This window comes from Corallococcus sp. AB038B (assembly GCF_003668955.1).
Taxonomy (GTDB): Bacteria; Myxococcota; Myxococcia; order Myxococcales; family Myxococcaceae; genus Corallococcus; species Corallococcus exiguus.
This window is the reverse complement of the sequence record NZ_RAWO01000001.1, coordinates 2,422,491-2,447,761: the sequence shown is the minus strand read 5'-3', so window position 1 is coordinate 2,447,761 and position 25,271 is coordinate 2,422,491. Positions and strand designations below refer to the sequence as shown.

The window sequence follows — 25,271 nt, the reverse complement described above, 5'->3', positions numbered from 1 at the left end:
CGGGGTCTCATCGGAAGCGATGAACGCGCCCTTCCGAACCCTGCCGGTGTGCCTGTTCCTGCTCCTGTCCGCGCAAGGACAGGCCGCGCCGCCCGCCGCCGCCCCGAAGCCCGGGCCCGCCCGGTCCGTGAGCGGCCCGACCGACGCCGAGCGTTACGCGCGCCGGTGCCAATCCCAGACGGCCCAGCGCATCGCCCGGCCCCAGGGCACGATGCTGTGGGGAACCAAGCGCGGCTGGGATCCTGAGAAGACGACGGAGGAGCGCACCAGCGTGCTCGTCTCCGTGGCGCTGGACGCGCCCCGGCAGGCGGAGGACGGGGTGACGGGCCTGCGCTTCGAAAATGGCCGGCTGTGGGCGGTCCCCCCACCGGAGACCCGGGCGACGGTGAGCGATGTGGTGGGCACCGTGCTCCAGGGCACCGCCAGTGACGGCAAGCCCGTGGAGGTGGCCATCTGCGGCGCGGAGCCCGCGGCGGATGACCCGACCCGCGTCTTCTACCGCATCGAGGCTTGGAACCCCGTGGCGCGCGAGTGGGAGAACCCCTGCGTCGCGCTGGACCGCTCTCCCGCGCCTCGGGCGCTGGCGGCGGGTGGCGTGTGGGACGCGAGCGGCGCCCACGCCGACGCGGCGGACCGGGTCACCTTCGCGTGTGAGAACGGCGCCATCTCCAAGTGCATCCTCTGGGGCTACGCGCCCTGGGCCTCCCGGGATGGGAAGTCGCTGGCCGGACTCCATCAGGCGTGCACGCGGCTGGCCCGCGCGGACTACTGCGGCAACGGCCGGAGCCACACGCGCCAGGACACCACCATCGACATCTACGACCGGATGGGCGTGCTGGAGCGCGCGACGGAAGTCACACGGGAGTGGGATCCGGCGAAGGGATCCTTCGAAGCGGCCTGGGCACCCGACGGCGCCACCTGCCTCTCCCGCACCCGCGACGGCCGCGCGCTGGACGTCATCCTCCAGGAGTGCCCCGGCCGCTTCCAGGCGGACACGGCGGACGCACGCGACGACGGAGAGGTGTGCACGGTTCGCCGAGGCGACGTGAAGCCCGGGGCCGCGCTGCTGCGCAACCTCTCCTATGGCCCCCCGAAAGCGGAGCCCGCGCGGGTGCAGTAGTTCAGCCTTCCGACGAGGGCTCGCGCTTCTCGTCGAGGAGCTGGCTGAGGGTCAGGTCCAGCTGGCTGTCCACGAAGGCGATGAAGCTCTGGAAGTCCTCCGTGGAGAGGCCCAGCTGTTCCTGCAGGCGGCGCCGGGTCTCCGTGTAGACCTGCTGCTGCACCCGCTTCAGCCAGCGGGAGATGGTGGACTGGTTGACGCGGAAGAGCGGCGCCATCTCATAGGTGGAGAGCCGGTCGGCGAAGTGGAGGCGGAGCAGATGGCGGTCCTCGGCCGACAGCGTGGCAGCGGCTTCCCGCACGGCCTGACGGAAGGCCGCGTGGTGGCGGCGCTTCATCACGTCCAGCTCCGGGTCCAGGCCCTGCGCGGGCAGCGCCTTGAACAGCTCCTCCGCGTCGTCCCCCGTAGAAGGCTTCTCCTGCCCACGCAGCTTGTTGGTGATGCGGCTGGCGATGACGACCACCCAGCTCAAGAGGCCGCCACGCCCCGTGTAGTCCGCGATGGCGGGCGCGTGGCCCGCGTTGGCCACCAGGAGCTTCACGCCCACGCGCTGGCGGACCTCGTCGATCATCGCGTCGGGTTGGCGGAGGCTCCGCAGCCGCTCCGGCAGCCGGGCCAGGTAGTGGCGTTCGAAGGCCTCCAGCGCCGCGGAGTGGCCCTGGAGGCACGCGCACGCCAGGTACAACTCCGGCAGGGACAGGGCGGAGACGAGCGGCGCGACGGGCGCGGTGGGGCTCGCCGGGGGGATCCGCTCCGCGACGTGGGTCACGAAGCGCGCGGCGGGGAGCGAAACGCCCGGCCAGCGGGCCTGCGCGTCCTCCCAGGCGCGCGACAGCAGGGCGTCGAGTGCCGCGAGCTCTTCCGGCGAGGGGGCCACGAAGCGCGTCTTCGTGTGCGAGAGGAAGGTCGTGGCCAGTGCGGACACCTGGGACATGGCAACGCAATACCATGCCGCGCCCCGACCCGCCGCCCACGCGCGTCTCCCGCACGGTGCGGGATGTCGTGTCCGCGTGTGTCATTGAACCCCGCGCGCCACGTGGCTAGCGTGAAGGTCCCCACTCCGTGAACGCGCCCCCTTCCAGCTGTCTGACCGACGACATCCTGGTCCAGCTCCTGGAGGATCAGCTGACGGACGAGGCGCTGGCGCAGGTGCACCGCCACGCCGCGGGGTGCAACGAGTGCCGGAGCATGCTGGCCACGCTCACGCCCGGCATCCAGCGCTCGTCCGTGGAGGACCTGGAGCCCTCGGACGAGCGGGAGACGGACCGGCTGCCTCCGCCGGAGCCGGAGCCCTGGACGCCGCCGCCGTCGTTCGATGCGTTCCGCCTGGAGCGCCCGCTGGGCCGGGGCGGGATGGGCATCGTCTACCTGGCGCACGACACGTCACTGGACCGGCGCGTGGCGGTGAAGTTCATGGCGGCGACGCAGCCGGATGAACGCTTCCGCGACCTGTTCACCACGGAGGCCCGGGCGCTCGCGCGGTTGCAACACACGAACATCGTCAGCGTGTTCAGCGTGGGCGCGGTGGACGGCCATCCGTACATCGTCTCCGAGTACGTCGTCGGCGAGACGCTCGCGGAGCTGCCCCTGCCGGTGCCGTGGCGCCGGGTGCTGTCCCTGGGCGTGGGCCTGGCGCGGGGGCTCGCGGCGGCGCACCGCCAGGGCGTCCTGCACCGCGACCTCAAGCCCTCCAACGCGCTCGTCACGCGTGAGGGCGAAGTGAAGCTGCTCGACTTCGGCCTCGCCGAGCGCGTCGAGGTGGGCGCGGAGCTGGCGTCCGGCTCGCCGCTGCTCGTGGGCACCCTGCCCTACCTGGCGCCGGAGGTGCTCACCGGAGGCCCGGCGTCCGCCCGCAGCGACCTGTATGCGCTGGGCCTCATCCTCCATGAACTGTGCACGGGCCAGGTGCCCCGCCGCGCCTCGCGAAAGCCCGAGGACACCCCGCCCCGCGCCGCGCTGGGCACGGAGGTGGATCCCGACTTCGCCGCCCTCATCCAGCGCTGCCTCGCGGTGGATCCGCTGGAGCGCTTCGGTTCGGCGGAGGCGCTGAGCGAATCCCTGGAGCAGTTGGAGCGCTCCATCGCGCCCGCGCCGCTGGCGGCCGGCAATCCCTATCGAGGGCTCGCGCCGTTCGCGGCCGAGCACCGGGCGCTCTTCTTCGGACGCGAGGGCGACATCCGCGCCGTGCTGGAGCGCCTGCGCACGCGGCCGCTGGTGCTCGTCGCTGGCGACTCCGGGACGGGCAAGTCCTCGCTGTGCCGCGCGGGAGTGCTGCCCCGGGTGGCGGCAGGAGACCTGGGCGACGGACGCGAGCCGCACGTCGTCACGCTGTGGCCCGGCCATCGCCCGCTCGAAGCGCTGGCGGCGGCGCTCGCGCCGGTGCTCGGGCACAGGGAGGCGGAGCTCGTCACCGCCCTCACGGACACGCCGGCCTGGCTGGGACAGGCGCTGCGCGAGATGCATGGACGCGGGCGGGGGCTGCTGCTCTTCGTCGACCAGTTGGAGGAGCTGCTCACCCTCGCCGACCCCGGCCAGGCGGCGCACTTCGCCCGCCTCCTGGGAGAGCTGGCCCTGCCGTCGCCCGGAGTGCACGTACTGCTCGCGGTGCGGGGCGACTTCCTCACGCGCCTGTGCGCGCTCCCGGGCCTGGGGGAAGAGGCGGAGCGGGCGCTCTACATCCTCCGGCCGCTGTCGCCCCAGGGCGTGCGCGAGGCCATCATCGGCCCGGCCCGTGCGCGAGGCGTGGCCTTCGAGTCGCCGGAGCTGGTGCAGACGCTCGTCGACTCCACGGCGCATGGCGTGGGCAGCCTCCCGCTGCTCCAGTTCGCGCTCGCCGAGTTGTGGGAGCGCCGCGACGCCGCCCGGGGCCGCATCACGCGCTCGGCGCTGGAGGCGATGGGTGGCGTGGCCGGAGCGCTGTCCCGGCATGCGGACGGAGTGCTCGCGCGCATGAGCCCCGCGGAGCATGCGGCGGCGCGGAGGCTGTTGCTCCAGCTGGTGACGGCGGAGGGCACGCGCATCGAGCGTGGCGCGGAGGACCTCGCGGACGCCTCGGATGAAGTGTCCCGCGCGGCGCTGCGCGTGCTCGTCGAAGGCCGGCTGCTGCACACGCGCACGGTGAGCGGCCTGCCGCGCTGGGAGATTGCCCACGAGTCGCTCATCGCGAGCTGGGGCACGCTGCGCGACTGGCTGGACGACGACATCGGGCACCGGGTGCTGCGCAAGCGCGTGGAGGCGGCCAGCGCGGAGTGGGACCGCCTGCGCCGCTCCAGCGAAGCCCTCTGGGGTCAGCGCCAATTGGATGAGGTGCGCGTGCTGGAGCCCGCAACCCTGGGCAACCGGGAGCAGGCCTTCCTCCGGGCGTCCCACCGGGCCGTGCGCCGAGCGCGTTGGGGACGGGGCCTCACCGTGCTCGTGCTCGCGCTCGCCGTCCTCGCGTCGTATGGCGGCCTCCGGCTCCAGGCATACCTGGAGGACTCGCGCTTCATCGCCGCGGAGCTGGGCGCCGCGAAGGAAGCGCTGGCCTCGGGCCGCACCCTCGCAGCGAGGGCGCTCGCGAACCGCGAGGAGTCGCTGGCCATGTTCGACGGCCGGACGCCCTCCTCGCTGGGCCCGGAGACCGCGACGGATGCCACGGGCCTGCGCAGCGCCGCGGAGAAGCGCTGGACGGAGACGCTCGCCCTGCGCGACCAGGCGGAGGCCGCCTTCACCCGCGCCAGCCGGAGCCTGGAGCGAGGCCTGGACCGCGACCGCCACCATCTCGACACGCGCCGGCTCATCGCGCAGGTCCTGGCCGAGCGCGTCCTCCTCGCGGAAGCGTTCCACCAGCGCCACGAGCGCGACGCGTGGCTCCAGCGACTGGAGCAGGAGGTGGACTCAGCGAAGGAGGGCGAGGCCTCCCTGCGGCGGTTCCGCGAGCCCGCGGAGCTGACGTTCGAAAGCACGCCACCGGGGGCCCGCGTGTCCATCACGCGCGTCCTCCGGAGCGACGGGCCGTTCCGCCGCGAAGCCGCTCCGGGCACCGGAGGCTCGCGCTTCGTCCTCCCGGAAGGTTCCTACCTGCTCCACGTCACGCAAGCAGGACGGGTGCCCATGGACGTCCCGGTGTTCCTCAGACACGGCGAGCGTGAAGCGTTGCGCCTCACGCTCCCCACCCAGGTGCCCGAAGGCTACGTCTACATCCCGCCGGGCTGCTTCCTCCTGGGCAGCGCCGAGCCAGAGGTGGTGCGCCGCTTCACCTTCAGCCCGCCCATGCATCGCTACTGCCTCACCGGCGGCTATCTGGTGGGCCGCGACGAGGTGACGTTCGGAGACTGGCTGACCTACCTGGAAGACCTGCCGCCGGACGCGCCCGCGAGGCGGATCCTCGAACAGCCGCACTTCGGCGACGGAGGCACCATCACGCTGCGGTGGCGACAGGGCACCGGCTGGGTCTTCACCTTCCACCGCACCCGCGAGGAGTTCCGCACCGCGAAGGAAGGCGAGCCCCTGCTCTACGCGGAGCGCACGCGGCACGCGAGCGTCGACTGGAAGCAGCTGCCGCTGTCCGGCGTCTCCGCGCAGGACCTGGAGGGCTACTTCTACTGGCTCCACCGGACGAAGCGGCTGCCGGGAGCGCGCCTGTGCGGCCAGCACGAATGGGAGTACGCGGCCCGGGGCGCGGACGGCCGCCGCTATCCGCACGGCGACCAGCTCCGGCCCGACGACGCCAACATCGACGCGACGTATGACCGGCGGCCGTTGGCCTTTGGCCCGGACGCGGTGGGAACACATCCCGCGTCGGTGAGCCCGTTCGGCCTGCGGGACATGGCGGGCAACGCCTACGAGCTCACGCGCTCCGTGACGCCGGAGTTCGGCAGCGTCGTGCTCCGGGGAGGCTCCTGGTATTACGACTCGTTCGTCGCGGCGAGCGCCGACCTGTCCCCCGGTGACGCGACCGCGCGGGACGTCCGCATCGGCGTGCGCGTCTGTGCTTCGTTCGACCCGCGCTGAAAGCGCTGCTCAGCCAATCACATACACGCGGTTCGGGATGCCGTCCTCGGTGACATGGCGGTCCAGGCGCATCCCCAGCCGCTCCGCCACGCGGACGGACGCGGTGTTCTCCGGGTGGATGATGGCCACCAGGGGAACCTGCGGCAGGTGACGGGCCGCCAGCGCCAGCGCGACGCGGGACACCTCCGTGGCGTACCCGGAGCCCCAGGTCTCGGGCGTGAAGCGGTAGGCCAGGTTGAGCACGCGCTGGCCCTCCAGCTCCTTGTGGCGCACGCCGCTCAGGCCCACGACGACGCCGGGCGCTTCCAGCCGCTCCACCAGCCAGTACCCCACGCCGTCGCGCGCCCAGTCCTCCAGCCAGATGCCCATGATCCGCCGCGCGTCGTCCAGCGTCTGCATGTAGCCGCGGAGGCTGAACCGGTTCGTCGTCGGATCCGAGTGGAGGGCGAAGACCGCGTCCAGGTCGTCTTCGCGAACAGCGCGGAGCAGCAGCCGGTCGGTGGTCGTGCGTTCGAAGTGCTGAAACATGCCGGACAGCTTACGTGAACCAATCCCAGTCGATGTCGTCCGGAAGCGGGGACGGCGCACCTCGGCGCCGGGCGGAGACCTCCTCGCGCCAGGCAGCCCGCCCTCTCGGGAGCGGCCAGGCGCGCGAGACGGTTCCCCTGGGGTCGGGGGTGAAGTTGAGCAGCAGCATGCGGTTGACGCGGTCGACGGTCTCCGGCGTCGCGCCCGCGCGCAGCTGGAACTCCGCGCTGAACAGGGCGCCCTCCTCGCGGACGGCGCTCGCGGCACGCGGCGGGGTGACGAAGGGCCACAAGCCCAGCAGCTGAGGCTCCACGCCTTCGAGCAGCGCCGCGTGCAGCCGGTCATGGCCATCCAGCACCAGCCACTTCGCCAGGATGTCCACGTAGAGCAGCAGCACGGGAGGCAACGTCCCGTCCCGTGCGCGCTTGCGCCAGCTCTTCACGCGTCCATCCTCGGCTGAAGAGGGCGCGCGCAGTCCGAGCACGACACCCGGCGTGTGTTCGGTCCGCGCGTCCCACCAGTCCTCATTCCAGGCGTGGAGGAACCGCGTCACGGCGGACAGCGAGTGCGGCGGCATCGGCGGCTGACCGAAGCCCCATTCCATGGGGGAGACGGGATGCCGCTCCGACTTCTCCGCGGCGATGGCGCGCACGGGGCGCAGACACCAGGACCCTGAGTGAAGCACCGACAGAGGGGCCTCCACGAGCGCACGCGCCACCCGCCACGCCCATGCCTCCCACCAGGGTTCGGTGCCTGGCGCGGCCTCCACGGCCCGGACCTCGGGCGCGGACAGGGCCGGCAGGACATGGGGGACGGGGGCTGTTCCCCGGAGGAACGCGGCGCGGTCCCAGTAGGAATCGATGCGGGCCCAGAGCAGCGTCTGTCCCGCGCCGCGCAACCGGATGCGGTAGTCGGGAGCCGCCTCCAGGTGCACGGCGGGCCTCCGCGCCCAGCGGCCCGCGGCGGGGACGTGCAGCAGCAGACCGGGGCCAGGGGTTTCCAGTCCCCAGCTCCGGGTGTCATCGGCGACGATGGAGACTCCCGCGTTCATGCGCCGCGCTCCTTCAGATGCCCGGCTCACACGGGCTGCTGGAGCGTAACCGACCGCACGCCAGGCATGCGGCCGTGCACGAACGCCTGCCTCCCCCTGCCGTCCCGCGCGGGCCGCCTCCATCTTGGAGGCAGGAGGTGATTCGCGATGGCGGACAAGATTCTCGAGAAGCAGCACGAGCACGAACGCGAGCAGGAGCGCGAGCGGCTGCGCGAACAGGAGCAGAAGGACCTGGCAGTGGAGTCGCATCGCGGCGCCCGTCCCCTGGAGGGCTACGCGGGAGGCCACACCACGTGGACCGGCGACCAGGACGATGAGGCCGCGGCCCGCGTGCACGCAGGTGACGCCGAGGCCTCCCAGGAGGCCAGTGAGCGGCAGGCCCGCCTGGAGCCGCCCGAGCCCGACGCCGAGGACGACGTCGGCCTCCGCCGCGAATAGCCGCCCTCCGCGGGCTTCCACACCCCAGCGCGCCGCGGACCGCCAGGGTCAGGGCGCGCAGTAACGCACGGACTGGAGGGTATGGGTTTCTGCCGGCGTGTCGGTGGCGGTCATCAGGAGCGCCCCCATCCAGTGTCCGGGGAGTTCCTGCATCAGCACCCATTGCGAGAAGCGGTGCAGGGGCATGGGGCCAGGTCCCGGGCTCCAGTCCGCCGCGATGCCGTTCGGTCCCAGGGCCCAGAACCGGCCTTCCCAGTTGAAGAGAGAATCGTCCGTCTTCTCAGGCGACACAGAGTGCACGGCGAGCCAGGCCATCTGGAGCCCGCGCGAAGTCATGGTGGCACCGAACCACGGCGTGTCTCCCTCGCTCGCGGTGGCGAGCGTTGCCGGAACGCCTCCGGTGAAGAGGGACCGGACCTGCTTGAGCTGATGAGGACGGGCCGACGTCTCACGATAGAGCAGCAGTGGCTCACCGGGGGTGCCGCCTGCCCCCGGAGCCGAGCTCAGCAACGTGGCCGTGGGCGAATTCCCCACGTCGAGCGCTCGCTCCGCGCTCATGGCCGCCAGCTCCGAGTTGTAATGCCAGAGCCGGATGCGTGACTGGGATTCCGGACCGTGGTCCTCCACCACCATCACCAGGAACCCTCCATCCCCGAGCGCCAGCGCGGCCGGAGTGGAGAGAAGGACGTGTTCCTGTGTCCTGAAGAGGATCCAGGGTCCGCTCAACCGCTTTCCGTCCGCATCCACGACCAGCCCCTGCGTCTCCCTGTAATCCTCCGTCACCACGTTCCACACCACCGCGAGCCGCTGCCCGTCCAGGGACGTGGCCACCCCCGCGTGGACCGGGAACTGGGGGTATTCGAGAATGACGACGCCTCCCGGGGGGCCGACGGGATTGCCCTGCTCGTCGAGCTGAACGAGGCGTCCTTGCGAGACGGCGGACGGGCTCATGTACCGGCCCACATAGACAAGCGCCGGTCCGCGCGAGGTCCGAACCAGGCGGACCGACGTGACCGGATCAACGCCGGGCGCCACGGGCACCTGCGTCGTGGCCTGCAGCGCCAGGGATTCATCGAGACGGCGAATCTGGACCGTGTCCTGTCCCGCCACGGACACCACGAGGGAGCCCCCTGCCACGGGCAGGCTGTCCACGAGGCTTCCGGTCGGGGGCGTCCCCAGGGGAGCGACCTCCGCCCAGGTGGCCGGATCCGTCATGCCGTCACAGTCGTTGTCCAGACCGTCGCAGCGCGTCTCCGCCGCCTCGTAGTCCGCGCCATAGGAGCGCGCCGTGCACACGGGCTCATAGGCGCCGTCCACCATGGCCCGCTTCGCCCCCGCGCATACGCCCTGGGTCCGCTCGCAGGGCAGGGCTTCCGCCACGCCGCTGTCGACCGTCCCTGCGTCGTCCGTGACGCCCGCGTCGACCGTGACGCCCGCGTCGACCGTGACGCCGGCATCCACCTGGGTGCCGGCATCCGGTGACGTCGACGAGGAACCGCAGCCCGCGAGCAGCAGGGCCACCACCAACGACACACTGCCCCACGGGCTCATTCGCGAATGCATATTCCCTCGCATCAAGGCGCGCAGTAGCGCAGCGAACGCAGGGTGTAGCTCCGGGGACTGTCCGTGGCGGTCATCGTGAGCGCCCCCAGCTGATGCCCCGCCAGCTCATGCAGCCTCACCCATGACGAGGTGCCGTTCATGGGCATGGACGCAGTGCCGGGAGTCCAATCCTTCACGACGCCGGTCGGGCTCCGCCCCCAGAGCCGCCCTTCGACACCGAAGGCGGCATCCCCGCCGGGGTTGGGAACGAAGAGCATGGAGAGCCACGCCAACTGAAGTCCCCGCGAGGTCATCGTCGCGCCGAACAGGGCGGTCTGGCTCTGCTTCGTCGCGGTCAGGCTCTCCGCCATGCCCTGGTTGAAGAGGGACCGCACCTGGAAGAACTGGGGAGTGAGTCCATTCGGCTCCCGGTAGAGCAGCGTCGGCTCGCCCGCGCCGCCCTCTTCCATGGGAGCCGTCAGCATCAGCCTGGGAGCAGCCGCGTACTTCACGGTGAGGATGCGCTCGTCTCCCACGGACAGGAGCTCGCGGTCGTAACGCTGCAGCCAGACGCGCGTGTCATCGAACGAGCCCGCCTTGTTCTCGTTCGTCTTCACCAGGAACCCGCCATCCCCCAGGGCCAGCACCTCCGCCGCGGAGAGATCCAGCGAGTCCGACTGGTGCAGCACGCGGGGAGCCGCCAGGACCTGGCCGGCGGGGTCCACGGTCATGCCCTGCACCTCGCGGGCACCGGCGAGGTCCCACGTCCAGATCACCGCGAGCCGCTCGCCATCCAGGGAGGGGGCCACGTGTCCATTCGCCCAGGTGTAGGGCCCTTCGAAGAGGACGACGCTCTCTCCGACGGGAGCGCCCAGCTCATCCAGTTGCACGAGGCTCCCCCGGGTGAAGTAGCTCGGCTCTGAGTACACGACGATGGAGAAGAGCGCCGGCCCGCGAGCGGTCCGCAACAACTGCGTCCTGGACACGCGAATGGGCGCGGGCGACAGCGACAGGGTCGCCGAGCCCTTCAAGGTCAGGGATGCATCGAGCCGGAGCATCTCGATGGCCGACAGGCCGTTGGAGGAGACGAACAGGAAGCCTCCTTGCACGGGCAGGCTGTCCGCCCATCGGTCATCAGGAGCCCACTGCAACGGCGCGGCATCCGCCCACGTCGTCGGATCCGTCACGCCGTCGCAGTCGTTGTCCAGGCCGTCGCAGCGCATCTCCGACGCCTCGTAGTCCGCGCCATAGGAGCGCGCCGTGCACACGGGCTCGTAGGCACCGTCCACCCACGCCCGCTTCGCTCCCGCGCACACGCCCTGGGTCTTCTCGCAGGGCGCGCCTTCCGGGACGCCGCTGTCCACCGTTCCCGCGTCCGCGACGCCCGCGTCACCCGAGGTGCCCGCATCCGTCCCGGCATCCACCTGCGTGCCGGCATCCTGCTCGGGGCCCGACGGGCTCGTGGAGGATCCACAGCCCGAAACCAACAGGGCCACCACCAACGACAGGCTTCCCCACAACTTCATCCGCGAATGCATGTTCCCCTCTTCGTGCTGCCCTGATCCGACAGGTCCCAGTGCCGAAACGGTATCACGCACCCCCGCGCAGCACCGTGAGCCCCCGCAGGAAGTCCTCCGGCAGCGGCGACTCCACCTGGATGAGCTGGCCCGTCGCGGAGGACGGCACCTCCAGCCGCCACGCGTGCAGGGCCTGCCGCCCCACCGCGAGCGCCGCCGGATGCTTGCGCGCCTCCTCCGTGCCGTAGAGCGAGTCCCCCAGCACCGGGAACCCGGCCTCCGACAACTGCACGCGGATCTGATGCGTGCGCCCCGTGTCCAGGTCGATGTCCAGGAGCGCTCCCTCCCGGAACCGCTCGCGCACCGTGAATGTCAGTGCCGCCCGGCGAGCGGAGGGCACACGGGTCGTGAAGCGGCGCGGATCCTTCGGGTCCCTCGCGTACGGTCCTTCCAGGTGCCCCGTGTCCGGCGGACGCCCGAGCACCAGCGTCTGGTAGCGCTTGTCCACGCGCTTCTCCTGGAACGCCTTCAGGAGCGCCGCCACCGCGTCATCCGTCCGGGCCAATGCCAGACATCCGCTCGTCTCACGGTCCAACCGGTGCACCACGCCCGGCTGGACCACGCCCTCCACGTCGAATGGCGGGCACCGCGCCGCGAGCAGCCCCACCACCGACGCCGCTCGCCCCTCCGGCTCCACCACCAGCCCCGGCGGTTTGGCCACGATGACGAGCGCCGCGTCGTCGTACAGCACCGGCAGCTCCGGGCCTTCCGATGAGGCATGCGGCGACGGCCGGGGCTCCGGCGTCTCCAGGGTGAGCTCCTCGCCGCCCCACAGCTTGCGCGTGGCCTGCGCCTTCTTGCCCCGGATGCGCACGCGTCCTGCGTCCAGCATCGCCCGGGCCCGCTCCGGCGTAAGGCCCGGGACGTGCTTCGTCAGGAACCGGTCGAGCCGCTCGCCGGCAATCTCCCGGGGAACCACGAGAACCTTGAGCCGCGTCATGTCTTTCCCCGTCTCCCAAGGCAGGCAGGGAGTCAACCACCGTGTAGGCGTGCGCCCACCGAGCATGCGTCAGGGACGCGCAGTAGAAGGAGTGTCTCCGTGGCCACCTCCCTGTTCTCCCGTTCGGGCTCCGCCCGGGCCCTGTCTCATCGCGACTTCACCCTTCTCTGGTTGGGCACGCTCGTGTCCAACATCGGCACGTGGATGGAGTCCGTGGCCCTGGGGGTCTACGTCACGCAGGTGACGGGCCAGGCCGCATGGACAGGCGGAGTCGCCGCGCTGACGCACCTGCCTTCGTTGGTGCTCGCGCCGCTGGGGGGTGCGCTCGCGGACCGCTTCGACCGGCGCACCTTCATGGCCGTGTGCGTGTGCATGCAGGCGCTGTTGGCCGCGCTGCTCACGGTGCTGGCTGGCACGGACAACCTGTCGGTGCCGTGGGTGGCGGTCCTCTCGCTGCTCAACGGCGCGTTCAGCACGCTGGTCATCCCCTGCGCCACGGCGCTCACCGTGGCCGTGGTGCCCAAGGAGGACCTGCACAACGCGCTCAGCCTGGACTCGGCGCAGTTCAACCTGGGTCGCATCATCGGGCCCGTGCTGGCCGCGCTCGTGCTGACGAAGGTGGGCATCGAGGGGGCGCTGTTCGTCAACACGCTGTCCTTCCTCGCCGTGCTGCTGGCGCTCGCGGGGATGCGCGGCGCGGCGAGCACCCTGCCGCCCAAGGTGGAGGCGCTGTGGGACGGCATCATGCGCGGCGTGCGCCTGGCGTGGACGGATCCAGGCATCGCGCTCGCGCTGGGCTCCGGGGCGTTGGTGGGGCTGCTCATCTCGCCCTTCGTGGGCCTGGTGCCGGTGTTCGCGCTGAAGGTGCTGGGTGGGGACGCGACCACCACGTCCATGCTGCTCACGGCGCAGGGAACGGGCGCGGTCATCGCGGCGTTCGGCTCCGGAGCCCTCGTCGCGCGGATGGGGCGGCAGGCCTTCCTGGAGGCGGCGCTGCTGCTCGTGGGGCTGTGCTCCGCCGCGTACTGGCTGTCTCCGTCGCTGCCAGTGGCCCTGGTGACGCTGTTCATCCTGGGCGCGGTGTACCTGGTCGCCTTCACGGGCCTGAAGACGGTGTGCCAGGCGCGCACGCCGCCGGAGCTGCAGGCGCGCGTGAGCAGCCTGTTCCTGCTCCTGGTGAACGCGGGCTACATCCTGGGCGTCTGGGGACAAGGCGCGCTGTCAGACCACGTGGGCGTGCGTCCCATCACCGCGGGCTGTGCCCTGCTCTTCTTCGGCATCGTGGTGGGGATGCGGACCCTGCGCGCCCGGGGCCTGGCCGCGCTGGGCACCTGAGCCTTCAGCCTCCCGCGGTCCCCTTCACCGGAAGGAGCGCCAGCACGCGCGCGAGCACCGCGACGCCCTCCTCGTACTCCGGCAGGTCGATGTGCTCGTTGGGCGTGTGGTCCAACGCCGCGTCGCCGGGGCCGTACGCCACGGTAGGCACGGCCCACGTGGAGGCCACGGTGTTCCAGTCGGACGTGCCCGTCTTCAGGCGCAGCGTGGGCTTCACGCCGCGCTCGCGGATGGCCTGCTTGAAGACGCGGGAGAGCGCGTCGTTGCCATTGGTGGACACAGCGTTCTTCCGAGCCACGGTGCGCACCGTCACGGTGGGCACGGTGGCCAGCGCCGCGAGCAGGGCGTCGGTGTCCGTGGACGGGCCGGTGCGGATGCTCACCGCGGCCGTGGCCCACTCCTCCGTCTCCGTGGCGCCGGTGTGGAAGGCGTTGAGGGAGGGCAGGTTCTGCTCGAAGAGGGACGGGCGCTCGCGGTTCCAGTCGTCACACAGGCGCTTGAGGGCGTTCCACGCGTCGATGACGTGCTCGGCGGCGGCGCGGTAGTCGCGGCTCGCGGTGTGGCGGCGGCTGGCGCGGTGCTCCAGGTCCAGGCGCAGCAGTCCCTTGTAGCCGATGGTCACCGCGTGCGCGCCGCTGGGCTCGCCGTTGATGACGAAGTCCGGAGCGTACTGGTCGCGCACATGCAGGGCGCCGCGAGTGATGGCGACCTCCTCCTCCACGCAGCCCAGGAGCAGGAACTGCTTGCCGGCGCGCTCCGAGTCGTCCAGCAGCTCCACGGCTTCGATGAACGCGCACAGCGGGCCCTTCGCGTCCACAGCGCCTCGGCCGTAGAGCTTCTGGCCCTCCAGCCGCACGGGCACTTCGCCGGGCACGGTGTCGATGTGTCCCAGGAACGCGATGACGGTGTCCCCGTCCCCGTAGCGAGCGACGGCGTTGCCCACGGCGTCGGTGTGCGCCCGCCAGCCGCGTGTGCCCAGCCGCTCCACCAGCGCGCCTGCGAAGGAGGCCTCCTGGTGGCTGGGGCTGTACTGCTCCACCATCCACCGCAACAAGTCGACGCCCGGCTCACGCGCCCGCATCCGCCCTGCCTCCATCGCGAAGGGTGAACTTCGTTCCGCCCGCCTCCTCCAGCGCGGAGAACACCGGCCGTGCCACGCGCGACGCGCTCACGTAAGCGGCAGGGACTCCGCCCTGCAGCGCCCGGCGCACGGCCTCCAGCTTGTAGCGCATGCGTCCGCCCGCCAGCGGCATGCAGCCCTCCACGTCGTCGCTGGAGCGCACCAGCGATGCGGGGTCCTTCGGATCCGCGAGCAGCCCCGGCACGTTGGACAGGATGACCAGGGCCTTCGCGCCCAGCGCCGCCGAGATGGACGACGCCACGTGGTCCGCGTCGACGTTCACGAGCACGCCGTCCTCCGTCACCGCGGGAGGACACACGACGGGCACATAGCCGCCATCCAGCAGCGTGCCCAGGAGCGCCGCGTTCACTGAGGAGACCTCACCGGCCAGGTGCTCGCGGTCGATGCGCATCCGCCCATCGGCGTCCTGCAATTTGAGCGGTGGCCGGCGACGCGCGGCGAGCACGCGGCCGTCCGCGCCACACAAGCCCAGCGCGGTAACGCCCTTCGCGAGCAGCGCCAGCACCACGGCCTTGTTGACCTCGCCCACCCACGCCATGGTGAGCGCGCGCAGGGTGGGCGCGTAGGTGAGGCGCACGACGTTGCCGTTCGCGGTGGTGGCCTCCGGGCGCGCCATGCCCAGCGAGCCCAGGAGCCGCTCACCCGCCTCCGAGCCTCCGTTGACGACGACGACGCGCTCACCCTGGCGGACGAGTTCCACGACGTCCGAGCAGACGTTCTCCAGGTCCACGCCCGCCGCGCCGCCAATCTTCACGACGACGGGACGGCGGGGCGAGGCGTCGGAGGTGGCGCTCATCCGATGACGCTCGCGCCACCGTCCACGAGTTGCACGGTGCCGGTGATGAAGGAAGCGCGCTCGCTGGCGAGGAACACGGCAGCAGCGGCGAACTCCTCCGGGAGCCCCACGCGCTTGAGCGGAATGTGCGCGCCCATGGCACGAAGGCCCGCCTCCACGTCACCTGCGCTACCCGCGGTGCGCTCCACCGGAGGCGTGCGCATGTAGCCCGGCGCCAGCACATTGACGGTGATGCCCGCGTCGCCCAGCTCCTGCACCAGCGCGGCGGAGAAGCCGACAATGCCCATGCGAGCGAAGCCGGACAGCGCGAAGCGGGCCACCGGCCGGTGCACCGTCTCCGAGGTGATGAACAGCAGGCGTCCCCATCCGGCCTTCTTCAGGTGAGGGAGCGCCGCGAGCGCCAGGGAAATGGGCGGAAGCAGCACCGCATCCGAAGCGCTCCGGTACGCATCCACGCCAAAGGTGGAGGCCGGGCCCGGAGGAGGACCGCCGCTGTTGGTGACGACGACGTGCAGCGCGCCCAGCTTCGCCACCACGTCATCCACCCAGCGGCGCACATCTGCGTCGTCCTTCACGTCCACGCGAGTCGCCAGCACCCGGCCGCCCCGGGCCACGGACTTGAGCCGAGCCTCCGCCTGGGCCAGCCGGTCCGAGTCCCGAGCACCGATGGCGACATGCGCGCCCTCCTTCGCCAGCTCCTCCGCGACAGCGAGCCCCAGCCCGCTGGAGCCACCAGCGACGAGCGCGACCTTGTTGGCGAGTCCCAGTTCCATCCGCGTCCCTCCAGAAGTTGGCGCACGGTCGCCGCCAAACGAGCACACCGCACGTCACTGAACCGCACCTGCGCGGGTCGAGTCATTCCAGCCCAGCCCCGCACGACACCCGCTCCACCGACCGCACCACGACCCGCCCCCCACCGAACCCGCCCGGCACACGTCATCTCCGACCAGGCCCAGCGCCGACGAATGGCCCGTCGCGGCATGCCCCAGACGCCATCCCGGCCACGTCGCGCCGGACGGAGCCATGTTGAGGGAGCCCTGTCCCCAACCCTGCCCGGCCGTCCCTCGGGAGCCCACCCGCGCCGAGGCACGGCCCGCAAGCATCCCGGACAGCCCTGCGCTCCTCCGGCCCGGCACGGCCCAAACCTGTCCGACTGTCCGACAGGTTCCGTGCCCCAGATGGACCGATGGCCCCCCGGCTGCGGTGCGCCAGAACCTGTCCGACTGTCCGACAGGTTTTCCGCTGCCCGGATGAACCGGCAGCCTCCAACCACGGTTCTCCAAGACCTGTCCGACAGGTTTCCTGCGGCCCAGTTGGGGCGGCAGCCCTCAAGTACTTGGTTCTCCAAACCTGTCCGACTGTCGGACTGGATTCCTCGGCTCGAGCGGGACGAGGTCCCGGGCCCCGGCTCTCCCAAATCGGTCCGACTGTCCGACAGGTTTTCTCGGCTCGGGCGGGACGAGGTCCCGGGCCTCGGTTCTTCAGAACCTGTCCGACTGTCCGACAGGTTTTCTCGGCTCGGGCGGGACGAGGTCCCGGGCCTCGGTTCTCTAGAACCTGTCCGACTGTCGGACAGGTTTTTTCGGTGCGCCTCCGACGGGGGGCTGGCCGGACTCTCGCCTTCGCATCCGCAAGGACAGGGGTCATGTCCGGAGGCTCAGGAACGGGGCTCCGCGCCCGCACCCGGCGCGGCCCCTCCGACGGGAGCTCGCCGTGATCCTCTGAAGTACCCGTACTTCGCCATCAGCGGCCACGCGAGCGCCACGGTGAGCGCCTTCGCTCCGGAGGCCAGTTCCCCCTTCCACGCGTCGTCCTCGCCGCGCAGGAGCGTGGGTCCACTGCGGAAACGGTCCGGGTTGCCGGTAACCGTGTGGTTCTTCCCCAGCATCACCGTGCGCCCCTTCACCGGGTTCTGCGCGCGCGGCACGCCCGCCAGGTCCAGCACCGTGTCCACGGCGCGGTCCGGCGCGGCGATGAAGTCCTCGTAGCGCAGGAAGAGCGACTGGGCCGGGAACCTCCGCGTCACCTCCTCCGACGCGGCGTTGAAGCCCAGCCAGTACGCAGTGCTGCGCGCGGCGGACATGGGGACGACGTACTGCTTCGTCTTCGTCCACGAGTGCGTCACCGCGCGCGGGTCGCGGACCAGGTGCAGGTACAGCGGCCGGATGCCCTCCACTCGCGGCAGCAGCGCCGCCTCGGACGGGAACTTCCCGCTGTCCACCAGCACCGTGCTCCCCGTCGCCCTCGCGATGGTGCGGTACGTCCGCGCGAGGAAGTCCGCGTGCGATTGGAGCGCGTGCGAATCCCCCGCCTCGTCCAGCACCCGCAGCGTGTGCCGCGTGCGCACGGCGGCCTGCTGCCTGAGCACCACCTCCGCCGCATGCGCGCGCGGCGTCAGACCCGCCGGCACGTCGGAGGTCAGCACCGTGTTCCAGATGCCGCACTCCAACAGTTGCTGGCCGCAGCCACACAACGTGTTGGAGCCGTTCCCGTACGCGTTCTTCCACAAGAAGCTCAGCTCCCCCACATGGAAGAAGCCCGGCACCTCGTTGAGGACGTTGCCCAGGATGGTGCTGCCGCTGCGGCACCAGCCGGTGATGTAGAGGACCGTGAGCTGCGCGGCCTCGCCCTTCGCGCTCGCGGAGGCCATCAGGTCAGCGACGCCACGAAGAAGTGGGTGGGCAGGTGCACCGCGAGCGTCGTGTAGACCTCGCCGTAGGCGGCCAGTCCCTCGCGCGGGAAGATGCCCGGCGGCGGCTCCGCGAAACGGATGACCGAGCGCTGGCTGTCATACAGCGTCGCCGCGGCGGTGAAATCCCCCACGATGATGGTGCCCGGGTTCACCATGCGCGTGCGGCACAGGCGGATGCCCATGGCGGCCAGGTCCGACAGGAGCGACTGCTGGCCCACCAGGTGCTCGTAGAAGTCCAACGAGTTGATGACGATGCCGTCCGCGGATCCGCCCATCTGCTCCACCTGCGCACAGGCGTTGAGCAGCGAGGCCACCGCGTTCTTCTTCGCCGGCAGCCGCACGATACCCGGCGTGTGCAGCAGGCCCCGCACGCCGTCCCCGCCCTTGCCGATGCACAGCGCCTGGTTCTCCGCCGTGTTCAGGCGCACCAGCAGCCGGAAGTCGATGAACTGCGCCAGCGACTGGGAATCCTCCAGCAGGTTGCGCGGCACTTGAATCCACGCGCGCGTGGGCTTGAGCGCCTGCGTGTCCTGGTGGAACTCGAAGCCCGCTTCCGGGCGCAGGTCCACGTCCTGCACCGGCCCGGTGGGCTTCGCCTGGGGGTGCGTCTCGTACCAGAAGGGGACAGGGTCGCGCTCGGCCTTGGCCGTCTTGAACATGCCGCGCACCGCGATGCGCGGACGGCGCTTGAAGCCGGGGAACGCGTCCACGATGGAGTTGTCGTAGTCCACGTGCGCCTGCGTGCCGTGCTTCTGGACCGCCGCCGCGAACGCCGCGCCGGGGGACAGCGTCGCGTCCGCCTTCGATTTCGTGCTCAGGATGCTCATGGGGTGAGGCTCCTCGGAGTCAAAAAGCGGGAGTCAGACAGCGGTCTAGAGCGGATGCAGGCCGCGGAAGCCCAGCCCTTCCGTCTCCGGGCGACCCAGCATCAGGTTCAGCGCATGCACCGCCGTGCCGGCGGCACCTTTCACCAGGTTGTCGATGGCCGCGTTCACCACGATGCGGCCCCGCTCCGCGTCCACGTCCACCGACAAGTCACAGTGGTTCGTGCCCAGGAGCGGCCCGGGCTCCGGGAACGGAGACAGGGATGCGCTGGGGCGCAGCAGCCGCACGAAGGGCTTCTCGCGGTAGCGCGTGGCGATGGCGCGCACCACCTCCGACTCCTCCACCGGTCGCGCCGCGAACGCGTGCACCGTCGCGAGGATGCCCCGCACGCCCGGCACCGCCGTGGCGCTGAAGTGGATGGTGGGCTGCTGTCCGGTGACGCGCGCCACCACGCCCTCCAACTCGCCCGTGTGCCGGTGGCCCACCGGCTTGTAGCAGCGCAGCGCGTTCGCCCGCTCCGGGTGGTGCGAGGAGCGGTCTGGCGTGGAGCCACCTCCAGACGAGCCCGTCTTCGCGTCCACCACCAGCACGTCCGGACGCACCAGCCCCGCGTGCAGGAGCGGCAGCAGCGCCAACAATCCCGCGTGAGCCATGCAGCCGGGCACCGCGACGTGGCGCGCATTCGTCAGCGCTTCGCCCATCCACTCCGGAAGTCCGTAGACGAACGCGGGCACGTCATCCGGGCGCGGGTGCTTGCCGTACCAGCGCGCGTGCCCCGCGGCGTCCAGGCGGAAGTCCGCGCTCAGGTCCACCACCCGCTCCGCCAACCGCGACACCTTCGGCCAGCGCTGGAGCAGCTCGCCTTGAGGCATGCAGCTCACCAGCACGTCGCAGGGCTCCAGCGCGTCGTGCGGCGTGTAGCGCAGCGTCCCCACTCCGCGCAGGTGCGGATGCGGGAAGTCCAGGCGCTTGCCGGCGAACTGGCCGGAGGTGGCCTGCACCACCTCCACGGCCGGGTGCGCGAGCAACAGGCGCAGCACCTCGCCGCCGGTGTAGCCCGCGGCTCCCAGCACCGCCACGCGCACGCTCATCGCCGGGCTCCTCCGGCTCCAGAGGCGACGTACTCCGCGATGAGGTCCGGCAGCGGGACGTTCGTCTCATCGATGCTGCGCGCGAACTCCACGCAGTGGTTGATTTCGTTGACGTAGATGTCGCCGCCGCGCGTCTCCAGCAGGTCCACCGCCACCATGTCCCCGCCCACCGCCTCCGCCGCGGCCTCCGCCAGCTTCGCGTGCACCACCGGCACCTCGTAGCGCTCCGGCACGGCGCCTCGCGCGGTGTTGGTGATCCAATGCTCGGAGCGCCGCCTGAGGCCCCCCACCGCGCGGCCGATGACGTAGACGCGCAGGTCGTAGCCCGGCTTGTCCACGTACTCCTGCACCAGCGCCACGTGGTCCTGCGCGCCGCCGGTGCCGAAGCGCGTGGACAGCACGCCTTCCGCGGCGGAGCGCGAATCCAACCGGGCCACCATCCGGCCCCAGCTGCCCAGCACGGGCTTGGTCACCACCGGGTAGCCCTTCTTCTCAATCGCCTCCAGGCACGCGTCCTCGTCGAAGGCCACGAAGGACCACGGCATGGGCACGCCCTTCGCGGCCAGCGCGGCGCTGGTGAGCGCCTTGTCCCCGCACAGGGAGATGGTCCTCGCGCTGTTGAGCACGCGCAGCCCCTTCATCTCCAGGAACGTGGCCAGGTAGCGCGCACGCGTGAAGGACATGCTGCGCATCAACACGGTGTCGGCCTCGGTGACGCGCTGCCGGTCCATGGACAGCACCATCCCGGAGTCCTGCACCAGGTTGACGGCGCAGTCGCGCCTGCGCAGCGCCTCGAGGAGGAGCTTCTCCTCGGTGCGCACGCGCGTATAGACGAGGTCGACCTTGCGCATGGCGCGGGGCTACTCCCCCCAGTCTTCCTCGACCTCGGGTGCTTCCTCGAGCCGCAGAGGGTTCACGCCCACCACCTCCAGCTCGGCGGAACAGCCGTCACAGGAGAGCACCTCGCCCACCATCCGGTTGCCGCCCGGCACCGGCTGCGCGCACAGCGGGCACTGCTCCGGCGGCACGGACTGCGTCATCGGGTTCGGGTTCTGGACCTGCATGTCAGTCCCTCCTCATTGCGGATTCCACGACAAACACCGGGGTTCTTGGGAGCACTCCCAGGATGCGCTCGGCCACCTGCCCGCCCTCCAGCCCATGGCCCTTGAGCAACGCCTCGTGCGAACCGGCGCGCGAGTCGTACCGGTCCTGCAAGCCCACACGCAGCACGCGCCGCTGCAAATCCAGCGAGCACACGGTCTCGCACACCGCGCTGCCCAGTCCGCCCAGCACGTTGTGCTCCTCCACCGTCACCAGGAGCCGCGTGCGCGCCGCCGTCTCGCGCACCGCCTCCTCGTCCAACGGCTTCAGCGTGTGCACGTTGAGCACGCGCGCGGAGACACCTTGTGCATCCAGGAGCTTCGCCGCATCCAGCGCCACGGACACGCCCACTTCGCCGTGCGCCAGAAGTCCCACGTCGTCGCCCTCGCGCAGGAGCGCGGCGCGGCCCAGCTCGAACGGCGGGCGCGGAACGTCCAGCCGGGTGACGCGGTTGCGGCCCAGCCGCAGGTACACCGGCCCGTCGTGCTGGAGCATCGCGCGCGTGGCGTGCACCGTCTCCAGGCCGTCCGCGGGCGACACCACGGTGAGGTTGGGCATCGCGCGCAGCACGGCCAGGTCTTCGATGGCGTGGTGCGTGGGGCCGAAGAAGGCGCCCGCCACGCCGCCGTAGTCGCACACCAGCTTCACGTTGGCGCGCGCATAGGCCAGGTTCAGCCGCACCTGCTCGCACGCGCGCATCACGCCGAACGCCGCGAAGCTGTGCGCGATGACGGTGTGTCCGCCGTGCGCCAGGCCACACGCCATGTCCAGCATGGTGGCCTCGCAGATGCCCAGGTTGAAGTAGCGCTGGGGGTGGCGCGACTCGAACGGATCACCTCCGCCGCCCAGGTCCGCCTCCAGGAAGACGACGCGCGCGTCCTCCTCCGCGAAGCGCGCCGCCGCGTGCCGGAACACCAGCCGGCTGGACAGCTCCGGGTGCGCGGCGAGCCACGCCTCCGGCGTCCGGGCCAGGTCCACCGTCGACTCGAGCGACGCGCTCACTGGCCGTCCTCCCCCAGCGACGCGAGCGCCCGGCGCAGGTGCTCCGGCGAGAACACCGCGTAGTGCGGCCCCTTGCCCTTGAGCATCGGCACGCCCGCGCCCTTGCGCGTCCGCGCGACGATGGCGCGCGGACGTCCGCCCACGACAGGCGCCTCCAGCGCGGCCACCAATGCGGGCAGGTCGTGCCCGTCCACCTCCAGCGACTGGAAGCCGAACGCGTCCAGCCTCTGCACCAACGCCTCCTGCGACAGGATGGATTCGGTGGGGCCGTCGTTCTGTCCGCCGTTGCGGTCGATGATCAGCGTCAGGCCCGTGAGCTTGCGGTGCGACGCCACCTGGAGCGCTTCCCAGTTGGAGCCCTCGCCCATCTCTCCGTCGCCGCAGACGACGAAGGTGCGGTTGGGCTCCCCGCGCAGCACGTGCCCGAGCGTCAGCCCCACGCCCAGCCCCAGCCCGTGGCCCAGGCTGCCGGTGGCGAACTCCACGCCCGGCACCGCCGCGTTCACGTGGCCGGTGAAGATGCTGCCGTCCGCGTTGTACTCGCGCACCAGCGTCTCCACGTCCACGAAGCCGAACTCCGCCAGCGCCGCGTAGAGCCCCGCCGCCGCGTGCCCCTTGGACAGGATGAGGTGGTCGCGCTCCGGTGACTTCGGCGCGCGCGGATCCACGCGCATCACCCGGCCCAGCAGCGCCACCAGAATCTCCACCATCGACAGCGAGCCGCCCAGGTGACAGCCCGACGGTGTCGCCGCCAGCCGCACGATGGTCCGCCGGATCCGCAGGGCCCTCCGGGGCAGCAACGTCAGCCCCGCATCCGACGCGGCGCCCGCAGCCCCGTCACTGGTGCGGGCAGGCACCACCGGGCCACCGGAGGCCGTGGGTTCATCTGGCGTCCGCGCGTCGCGCGACAGCCCGGGGGTCGTTGGATTCGCCGAGAAAGTCATGCCCGTAGCGTCGCTGTTACAGCCCCGGAATCCGGCTGTTGTGAGACACCCTAGGAAATCGCATCATGCGCCGTCAACGCGGATTTTCTTAAGATATGGACGTACGAGAAAAAACCGCCTTGCCCGGTAATCTCGCGGTGTTACACGCGCGGCAGGCTCGGCATTCCCCGGTTTCGCGTCACTCGGAGGAGACCTTCGCATGGGGCAGCGTTTCCATAACGCAGCGGCATTGGAGAAGGGTTCGGAGTACCGCCGAAAGGGTTGGTGGCGTGACACCACGGTGGTTGACGATCTGCGTCGCTGCGTCCAGGCGCACCCGGACAAGACCGCGATCATCGCCGCACGGTATTTTTCCAAGGACATCACGCGGCTGACGTACGCGGAGCTGGCGCGCTACATGGACCGGTTCGCGCTGGGCCTGCGCGACCTGGGCGTGGGGCGCGAGGACATCGTCGCGGTGCAGCTGCCCAACGGGTGGCACTTCACGGCGCTGGCGCTGGCGTGCGCGAGGTTGGGGGCGGTCATCGCGCCCATTCCGCCTGACTACCGGCGGCGCGAGGTGGAGTTCATCCTCGGGCGCACGGAGGCCTCCGTGTACGTGGGCCCCACGTCATGGACGGGGCACTCACACCGGGACATGGCGCGCGACATCGCGGGGGTGCTGCCGTCCCTGCGCCACCGGGTGCTGCTGGGCAGCAACACCGACCTCCAGGCGGGCGAGCGGGACTTCGAGCGCCACTTCATCGAGCGCGAGTGGGAGAAGGAAGCGTCGCTGGAGGGCGTGGCGCCGGCGGCCGCGGACGACGTGTGCAACATCCTCTACACGTCCGGCACCACGGGCGAGCCGAAGGGCGTGGTGCACTCGCACAACACGAACTACGGCATCACGCGCGCGCTGTGCGACACGCTGGGCATCGACGGGACGGACGTGGTGGCGCTGCCGTCGCTGCTGACGGCGTCCACGGGGTTCACGTACTCGTACCTGATGCCCATGCTCCTGGGGGCCACGGCCATCTACATGGACGTGGGCGACCCGGAGCTGACGCTCAAGCTCTTCGAGGAGCACGGCGTCACGTTCACGTACGGCATTCCCACGTACCTGATGAACCTCATCGCGTTGCAGCGAAAGCGCCAGCGGAACACCTCCTCGCTCCGGCAGCTGGCCACGGGCTCCATCCCGGTGCCGCCGCACCTCATCGCGGCGGTGCGCGAGGTGTTCGGCGTGCGGCTGCACACGCTGTGGGGCATGACGGAGAACGGCGCGGTCACCATCACCCGGCATGAAGATGCGCCGGACTGGCCCAGCCAGAGCGACGGGCGCGCGGTGGCGTGGATGGAGACGAAGATCGTCCCCGCGCTCGCGGAGGACGGCACGCCGTATCCGGATGGGACGGGGCGGCTGATGGTGCGAGGCGCCAGCCAGTGCCTCACCTACTTCAAGCGCGACGACGTGTACGCCGCGGCAACGGACGCGGAGGGCTGGTTCGACACGGGCGACCTGGCGCGCGACGACGGGCGGGGCGGCATCCGCATCGTGGGGCGGCTGAAGGACGTCATCTTCCGGTACGGGTACAAGATCCCCGTGGTGGAGGTGGAATCCGCGCTGTACTCGCACCCGAAGGTGAAGGAGGTCGCGGTCGTCGCGCACTCGGACGACAAGATTGGCGGCGAGCGGGTGTGCGCCGTCGTCGTGGTGCGCGAGGGAGAGGCCCCGCCCACGCTCAACGAACTGCGCGACCACCTCAAGCAGCAGGGCATGTCCAACCAGTACTGGCCGGACCGCCTGGACCTCATCGACGAGATGCCCAAGACGGCCACCGGCAAGGTGCGCAAGTATCTGCTGCGCGACAGGCTGAAGCCCGCGTGAGCGGGCGGGAGGAACGGCCATGAACCCGAGCCATGAAGAAGCCACCAGTCCCACGGACACGGAAGCGAAGCTCGCGTCGTGGTGGAAGGAGCTGCTGGGCGTGGAGGTCGTGCGCCCGGAGGACCACTTCCTGGAGATTGGCGGCAACTCCCTGATGGCCACGGTCCTGTCCAACCGCATCGAGAGCGAATTGGGCGTGGAGGTGTCCATGGCGGAGCTGTTCAACACGCTCCGGGCCGTGGCCACGCTGTGCGACGAGCTGCGCCAGGAACAGTCCGCTTGAGCCGAG

Annotated in this window: 22 protein-coding genes; 6 read left to right on the top strand and 16 right to left on the bottom strand. The window is 71.1% G+C overall.

All coding sequences use genetic code 11. The features are described 5' to 3' along the window. Positions 1 to 19 precede the first annotated feature (19 nt). Entirely contained in the window at positions 20 to 1,120 is a 1,101-nt protein-coding gene (locus tag D7Y04_RS10195) for an ADYC domain-containing protein (RefSeq protein ID WP_121759079.1), read from the top strand. A gap of 1 nt (position 1,121) precedes the next feature. Here the strand turns inward: D7Y04_RS10195 and D7Y04_RS10190 are convergent, their stop codons facing one another. Beyond that, positions 1,122 to 2,054 (bottom strand): sigma-70 family RNA polymerase sigma factor, encoded by a 933-nt coding sequence (locus D7Y04_RS10190; protein ID WP_120597798.1) that lies wholly within the window; start codon positions 2,052 to 2,054, stop codon positions 1,122 to 1,124. Between the two features lie 128 nt (positions 2,055 to 2,182). Here D7Y04_RS10190 and D7Y04_RS46505 point away from each other — a divergent pair, with 128 nt between their 5' ends. Continuing rightward, positions 2,183 to 6,112, top strand: coding sequence for a bifunctional serine/threonine-protein kinase/formylglycine-generating enzyme family protein (locus tag D7Y04_RS46505; protein ID WP_121759078.1), 3,930 nt, complete (start codon positions 2,183 to 2,185; stop codon positions 6,110 to 6,112). Between the two features lie 9 nt (positions 6,113 to 6,121). Here the strand turns inward: D7Y04_RS46505 and D7Y04_RS10180 are convergent, their stop codons facing one another. Further along, positions 6,122 to 6,640, bottom strand: a complete 519-nt coding sequence (locus D7Y04_RS10180; protein WP_121759077.1) for a GNAT family N-acetyltransferase — start codon at positions 6,638 to 6,640, stop codon at positions 6,122 to 6,124. Between the two features lie 10 nt (positions 6,641 to 6,650). Beyond that, positions 6,651 to 7,691 carry a hypothetical protein gene (locus tag D7Y04_RS10175; RefSeq protein WP_121759076.1) on the bottom strand — a complete coding sequence of 347 codons (1,041 nt, stop codon included), beginning with the start codon at positions 7,689 to 7,691 and terminating at the stop codon, positions 6,651 to 6,653. 147 nt (positions 7,692 to 7,838) lie between these two features. Between D7Y04_RS10175 and D7Y04_RS10170 the strand changes: the two genes are divergently transcribed. After that, positions 7,839 to 8,129 carry a hypothetical protein gene (locus D7Y04_RS10170; protein ID WP_120577824.1) on the top strand — a complete coding sequence of 97 codons (291 nt, stop codon included), beginning with the start codon at positions 7,839 to 7,841 and terminating at the stop codon, positions 8,127 to 8,129. 48 nt (positions 8,130 to 8,177) lie between these two features. On the opposite strand, the gene D7Y04_RS10165 is transcribed toward D7Y04_RS10170, so the two are convergent. The 3 genes from D7Y04_RS10165 to D7Y04_RS10155 are packed head-to-tail and all read right to left on the bottom strand — an operon-like array spanning position 8,178 to position 12,188. Next, the gene (locus tag D7Y04_RS10165; RefSeq protein ID WP_121759075.1) at positions 8,178 to 9,680 is read right to left on the bottom strand and encodes a putative metal-binding motif-containing protein; all 1,503 of its coding nucleotides are present in this window, start codon (positions 9,678 to 9,680) and stop codon (positions 8,178 to 8,180) included. 23 nt (positions 9,681 to 9,703) lie between these two features. Next, positions 9,704 to 11,209 carry a putative metal-binding motif-containing protein gene (locus D7Y04_RS10160; RefSeq protein ID WP_147477072.1) on the bottom strand — a complete coding sequence of 502 codons (1,506 nt, stop codon included), beginning with the start codon at positions 11,207 to 11,209 and terminating at the stop codon, positions 9,704 to 9,706. A gap of 52 nt (positions 11,210 to 11,261) precedes the next feature. Beyond that, positions 11,262 to 12,188, bottom strand: coding sequence for an RluA family pseudouridine synthase (locus tag D7Y04_RS10155; protein ID WP_121759073.1), 927 nt, complete (start codon positions 12,186 to 12,188; stop codon positions 11,262 to 11,264). Between the two features lie 99 nt (positions 12,189 to 12,287). Here D7Y04_RS10155 and D7Y04_RS10150 point away from each other — a divergent pair, with 99 nt between their 5' ends. Beyond that, complete coding sequence (locus tag D7Y04_RS10150) at positions 12,288 to 13,523, top strand: MFS transporter (RefSeq protein ID WP_121759072.1); 1,236 nt, start codon at positions 12,288 to 12,290, stop codon at positions 13,521 to 13,523. Positions 13,524 to 13,527: 4 nt separating this feature from the next. Here D7Y04_RS10150 and D7Y04_RS10145 read toward each other — a convergent pair whose 3' ends face one another. The 10 genes from D7Y04_RS10145 to D7Y04_RS10100 all read right to left on the bottom strand — a co-directional run bounded on the left by D7Y04_RS10145 (position 13,528) and on the right by D7Y04_RS10100 (position 23,115). After that, on the bottom strand, positions 13,528 to 14,604 hold the full coding sequence (locus D7Y04_RS10145; RefSeq protein WP_121759071.1) for a M20/M25/M40 family metallo-hydrolase: 1,077 nt from the start codon (positions 14,602 to 14,604) through the stop codon (positions 13,528 to 13,530). Next, positions 14,591 to 15,460, bottom strand: coding sequence for a [LysW]-aminoadipate kinase (locus D7Y04_RS10140; RefSeq protein ID WP_121759070.1), 870 nt, complete (start codon positions 15,458 to 15,460; stop codon positions 14,591 to 14,593). Before D7Y04_RS10140 ends, D7Y04_RS10145 begins: the two co-directional genes overlap by 14 nt. Next, complete coding sequence (locus D7Y04_RS10135) at positions 15,457 to 16,233, bottom strand: SDR family NAD(P)-dependent oxidoreductase (RefSeq protein ID WP_121759069.1); 777 nt, start codon at positions 16,231 to 16,233, stop codon at positions 15,457 to 15,459. The genes D7Y04_RS10140 and D7Y04_RS10135 overlap by 4 nt, the downstream gene beginning before the upstream one ends. A gap of 884 nt (positions 16,234 to 17,117) precedes the next feature. After that, positions 17,118 to 18,110 (bottom strand): sulfotransferase, encoded by a 993-nt coding sequence (locus D7Y04_RS10130; RefSeq protein ID WP_121759068.1) that lies wholly within the window; start codon positions 18,108 to 18,110, stop codon positions 17,118 to 17,120. Continuing rightward, the gene (locus D7Y04_RS10125) at positions 18,110 to 18,979 is read right to left on the bottom strand and encodes a family 3 encapsulin nanocompartment shell protein (RefSeq protein WP_120599568.1); all 870 of its coding nucleotides are present in this window, start codon (positions 18,977 to 18,979) and stop codon (positions 18,110 to 18,112) included. Before D7Y04_RS10125 ends, D7Y04_RS10130 begins: the two co-directional genes overlap by 1 nt. A gap of 45 nt (positions 18,980 to 19,024) precedes the next feature. Beyond that, positions 19,025 to 20,068, bottom strand: a complete 1,044-nt coding sequence (gene argC, locus D7Y04_RS10120; protein WP_120599569.1) for an N-acetyl-gamma-glutamyl-phosphate reductase — start codon at positions 20,066 to 20,068, stop codon at positions 19,025 to 19,027. Further along, positions 20,065 to 20,919, bottom strand: a complete 855-nt coding sequence (locus D7Y04_RS10115; RefSeq protein WP_120599570.1) for a RimK family alpha-L-glutamate ligase — start codon at positions 20,917 to 20,919, stop codon at positions 20,065 to 20,067. Before D7Y04_RS10115 ends, argC begins: the two co-directional genes overlap by 4 nt. A gap of 9 nt (positions 20,920 to 20,928) precedes the next feature. Continuing rightward, positions 20,929 to 21,132, bottom strand: coding sequence for a lysine biosynthesis protein LysW (lysW, locus tag D7Y04_RS10110; RefSeq protein WP_120599571.1), 204 nt, complete (start codon positions 21,130 to 21,132; stop codon positions 20,929 to 20,931). 1 nt (position 21,133) lies between these two features. Further along, entirely contained in the window at positions 21,134 to 22,171 is a 1,038-nt protein-coding gene (locus D7Y04_RS10105) for a transketolase family protein (RefSeq protein ID WP_120599572.1), read from the bottom strand. Further along, a complete protein-coding gene (locus D7Y04_RS10100) occupies positions 22,168 to 23,115 on the bottom strand; it encodes a transketolase (protein ID WP_120599573.1) in 948 nt (315 codons plus the stop codon). Before D7Y04_RS10100 ends, D7Y04_RS10105 begins: the two co-directional genes overlap by 4 nt. Positions 23,116 to 23,314: 199 nt before the next feature. Here D7Y04_RS10100 and D7Y04_RS10095 point away from each other — a divergent pair, with 199 nt between their 5' ends. Then, entirely contained in the window at positions 23,315 to 24,982 is a 1,668-nt protein-coding gene (locus tag D7Y04_RS10095) for an AMP-binding protein (RefSeq protein ID WP_121759067.1), read from the top strand. A gap of 19 nt (positions 24,983 to 25,001) precedes the next feature. Continuing rightward, a complete protein-coding gene (locus D7Y04_RS10090) occupies positions 25,002 to 25,265 on the top strand; it encodes a phosphopantetheine-binding protein (protein ID WP_120599575.1) in 264 nt (87 codons plus the stop codon). Positions 25,266 to 25,271 lie beyond the last annotated feature (6 nt).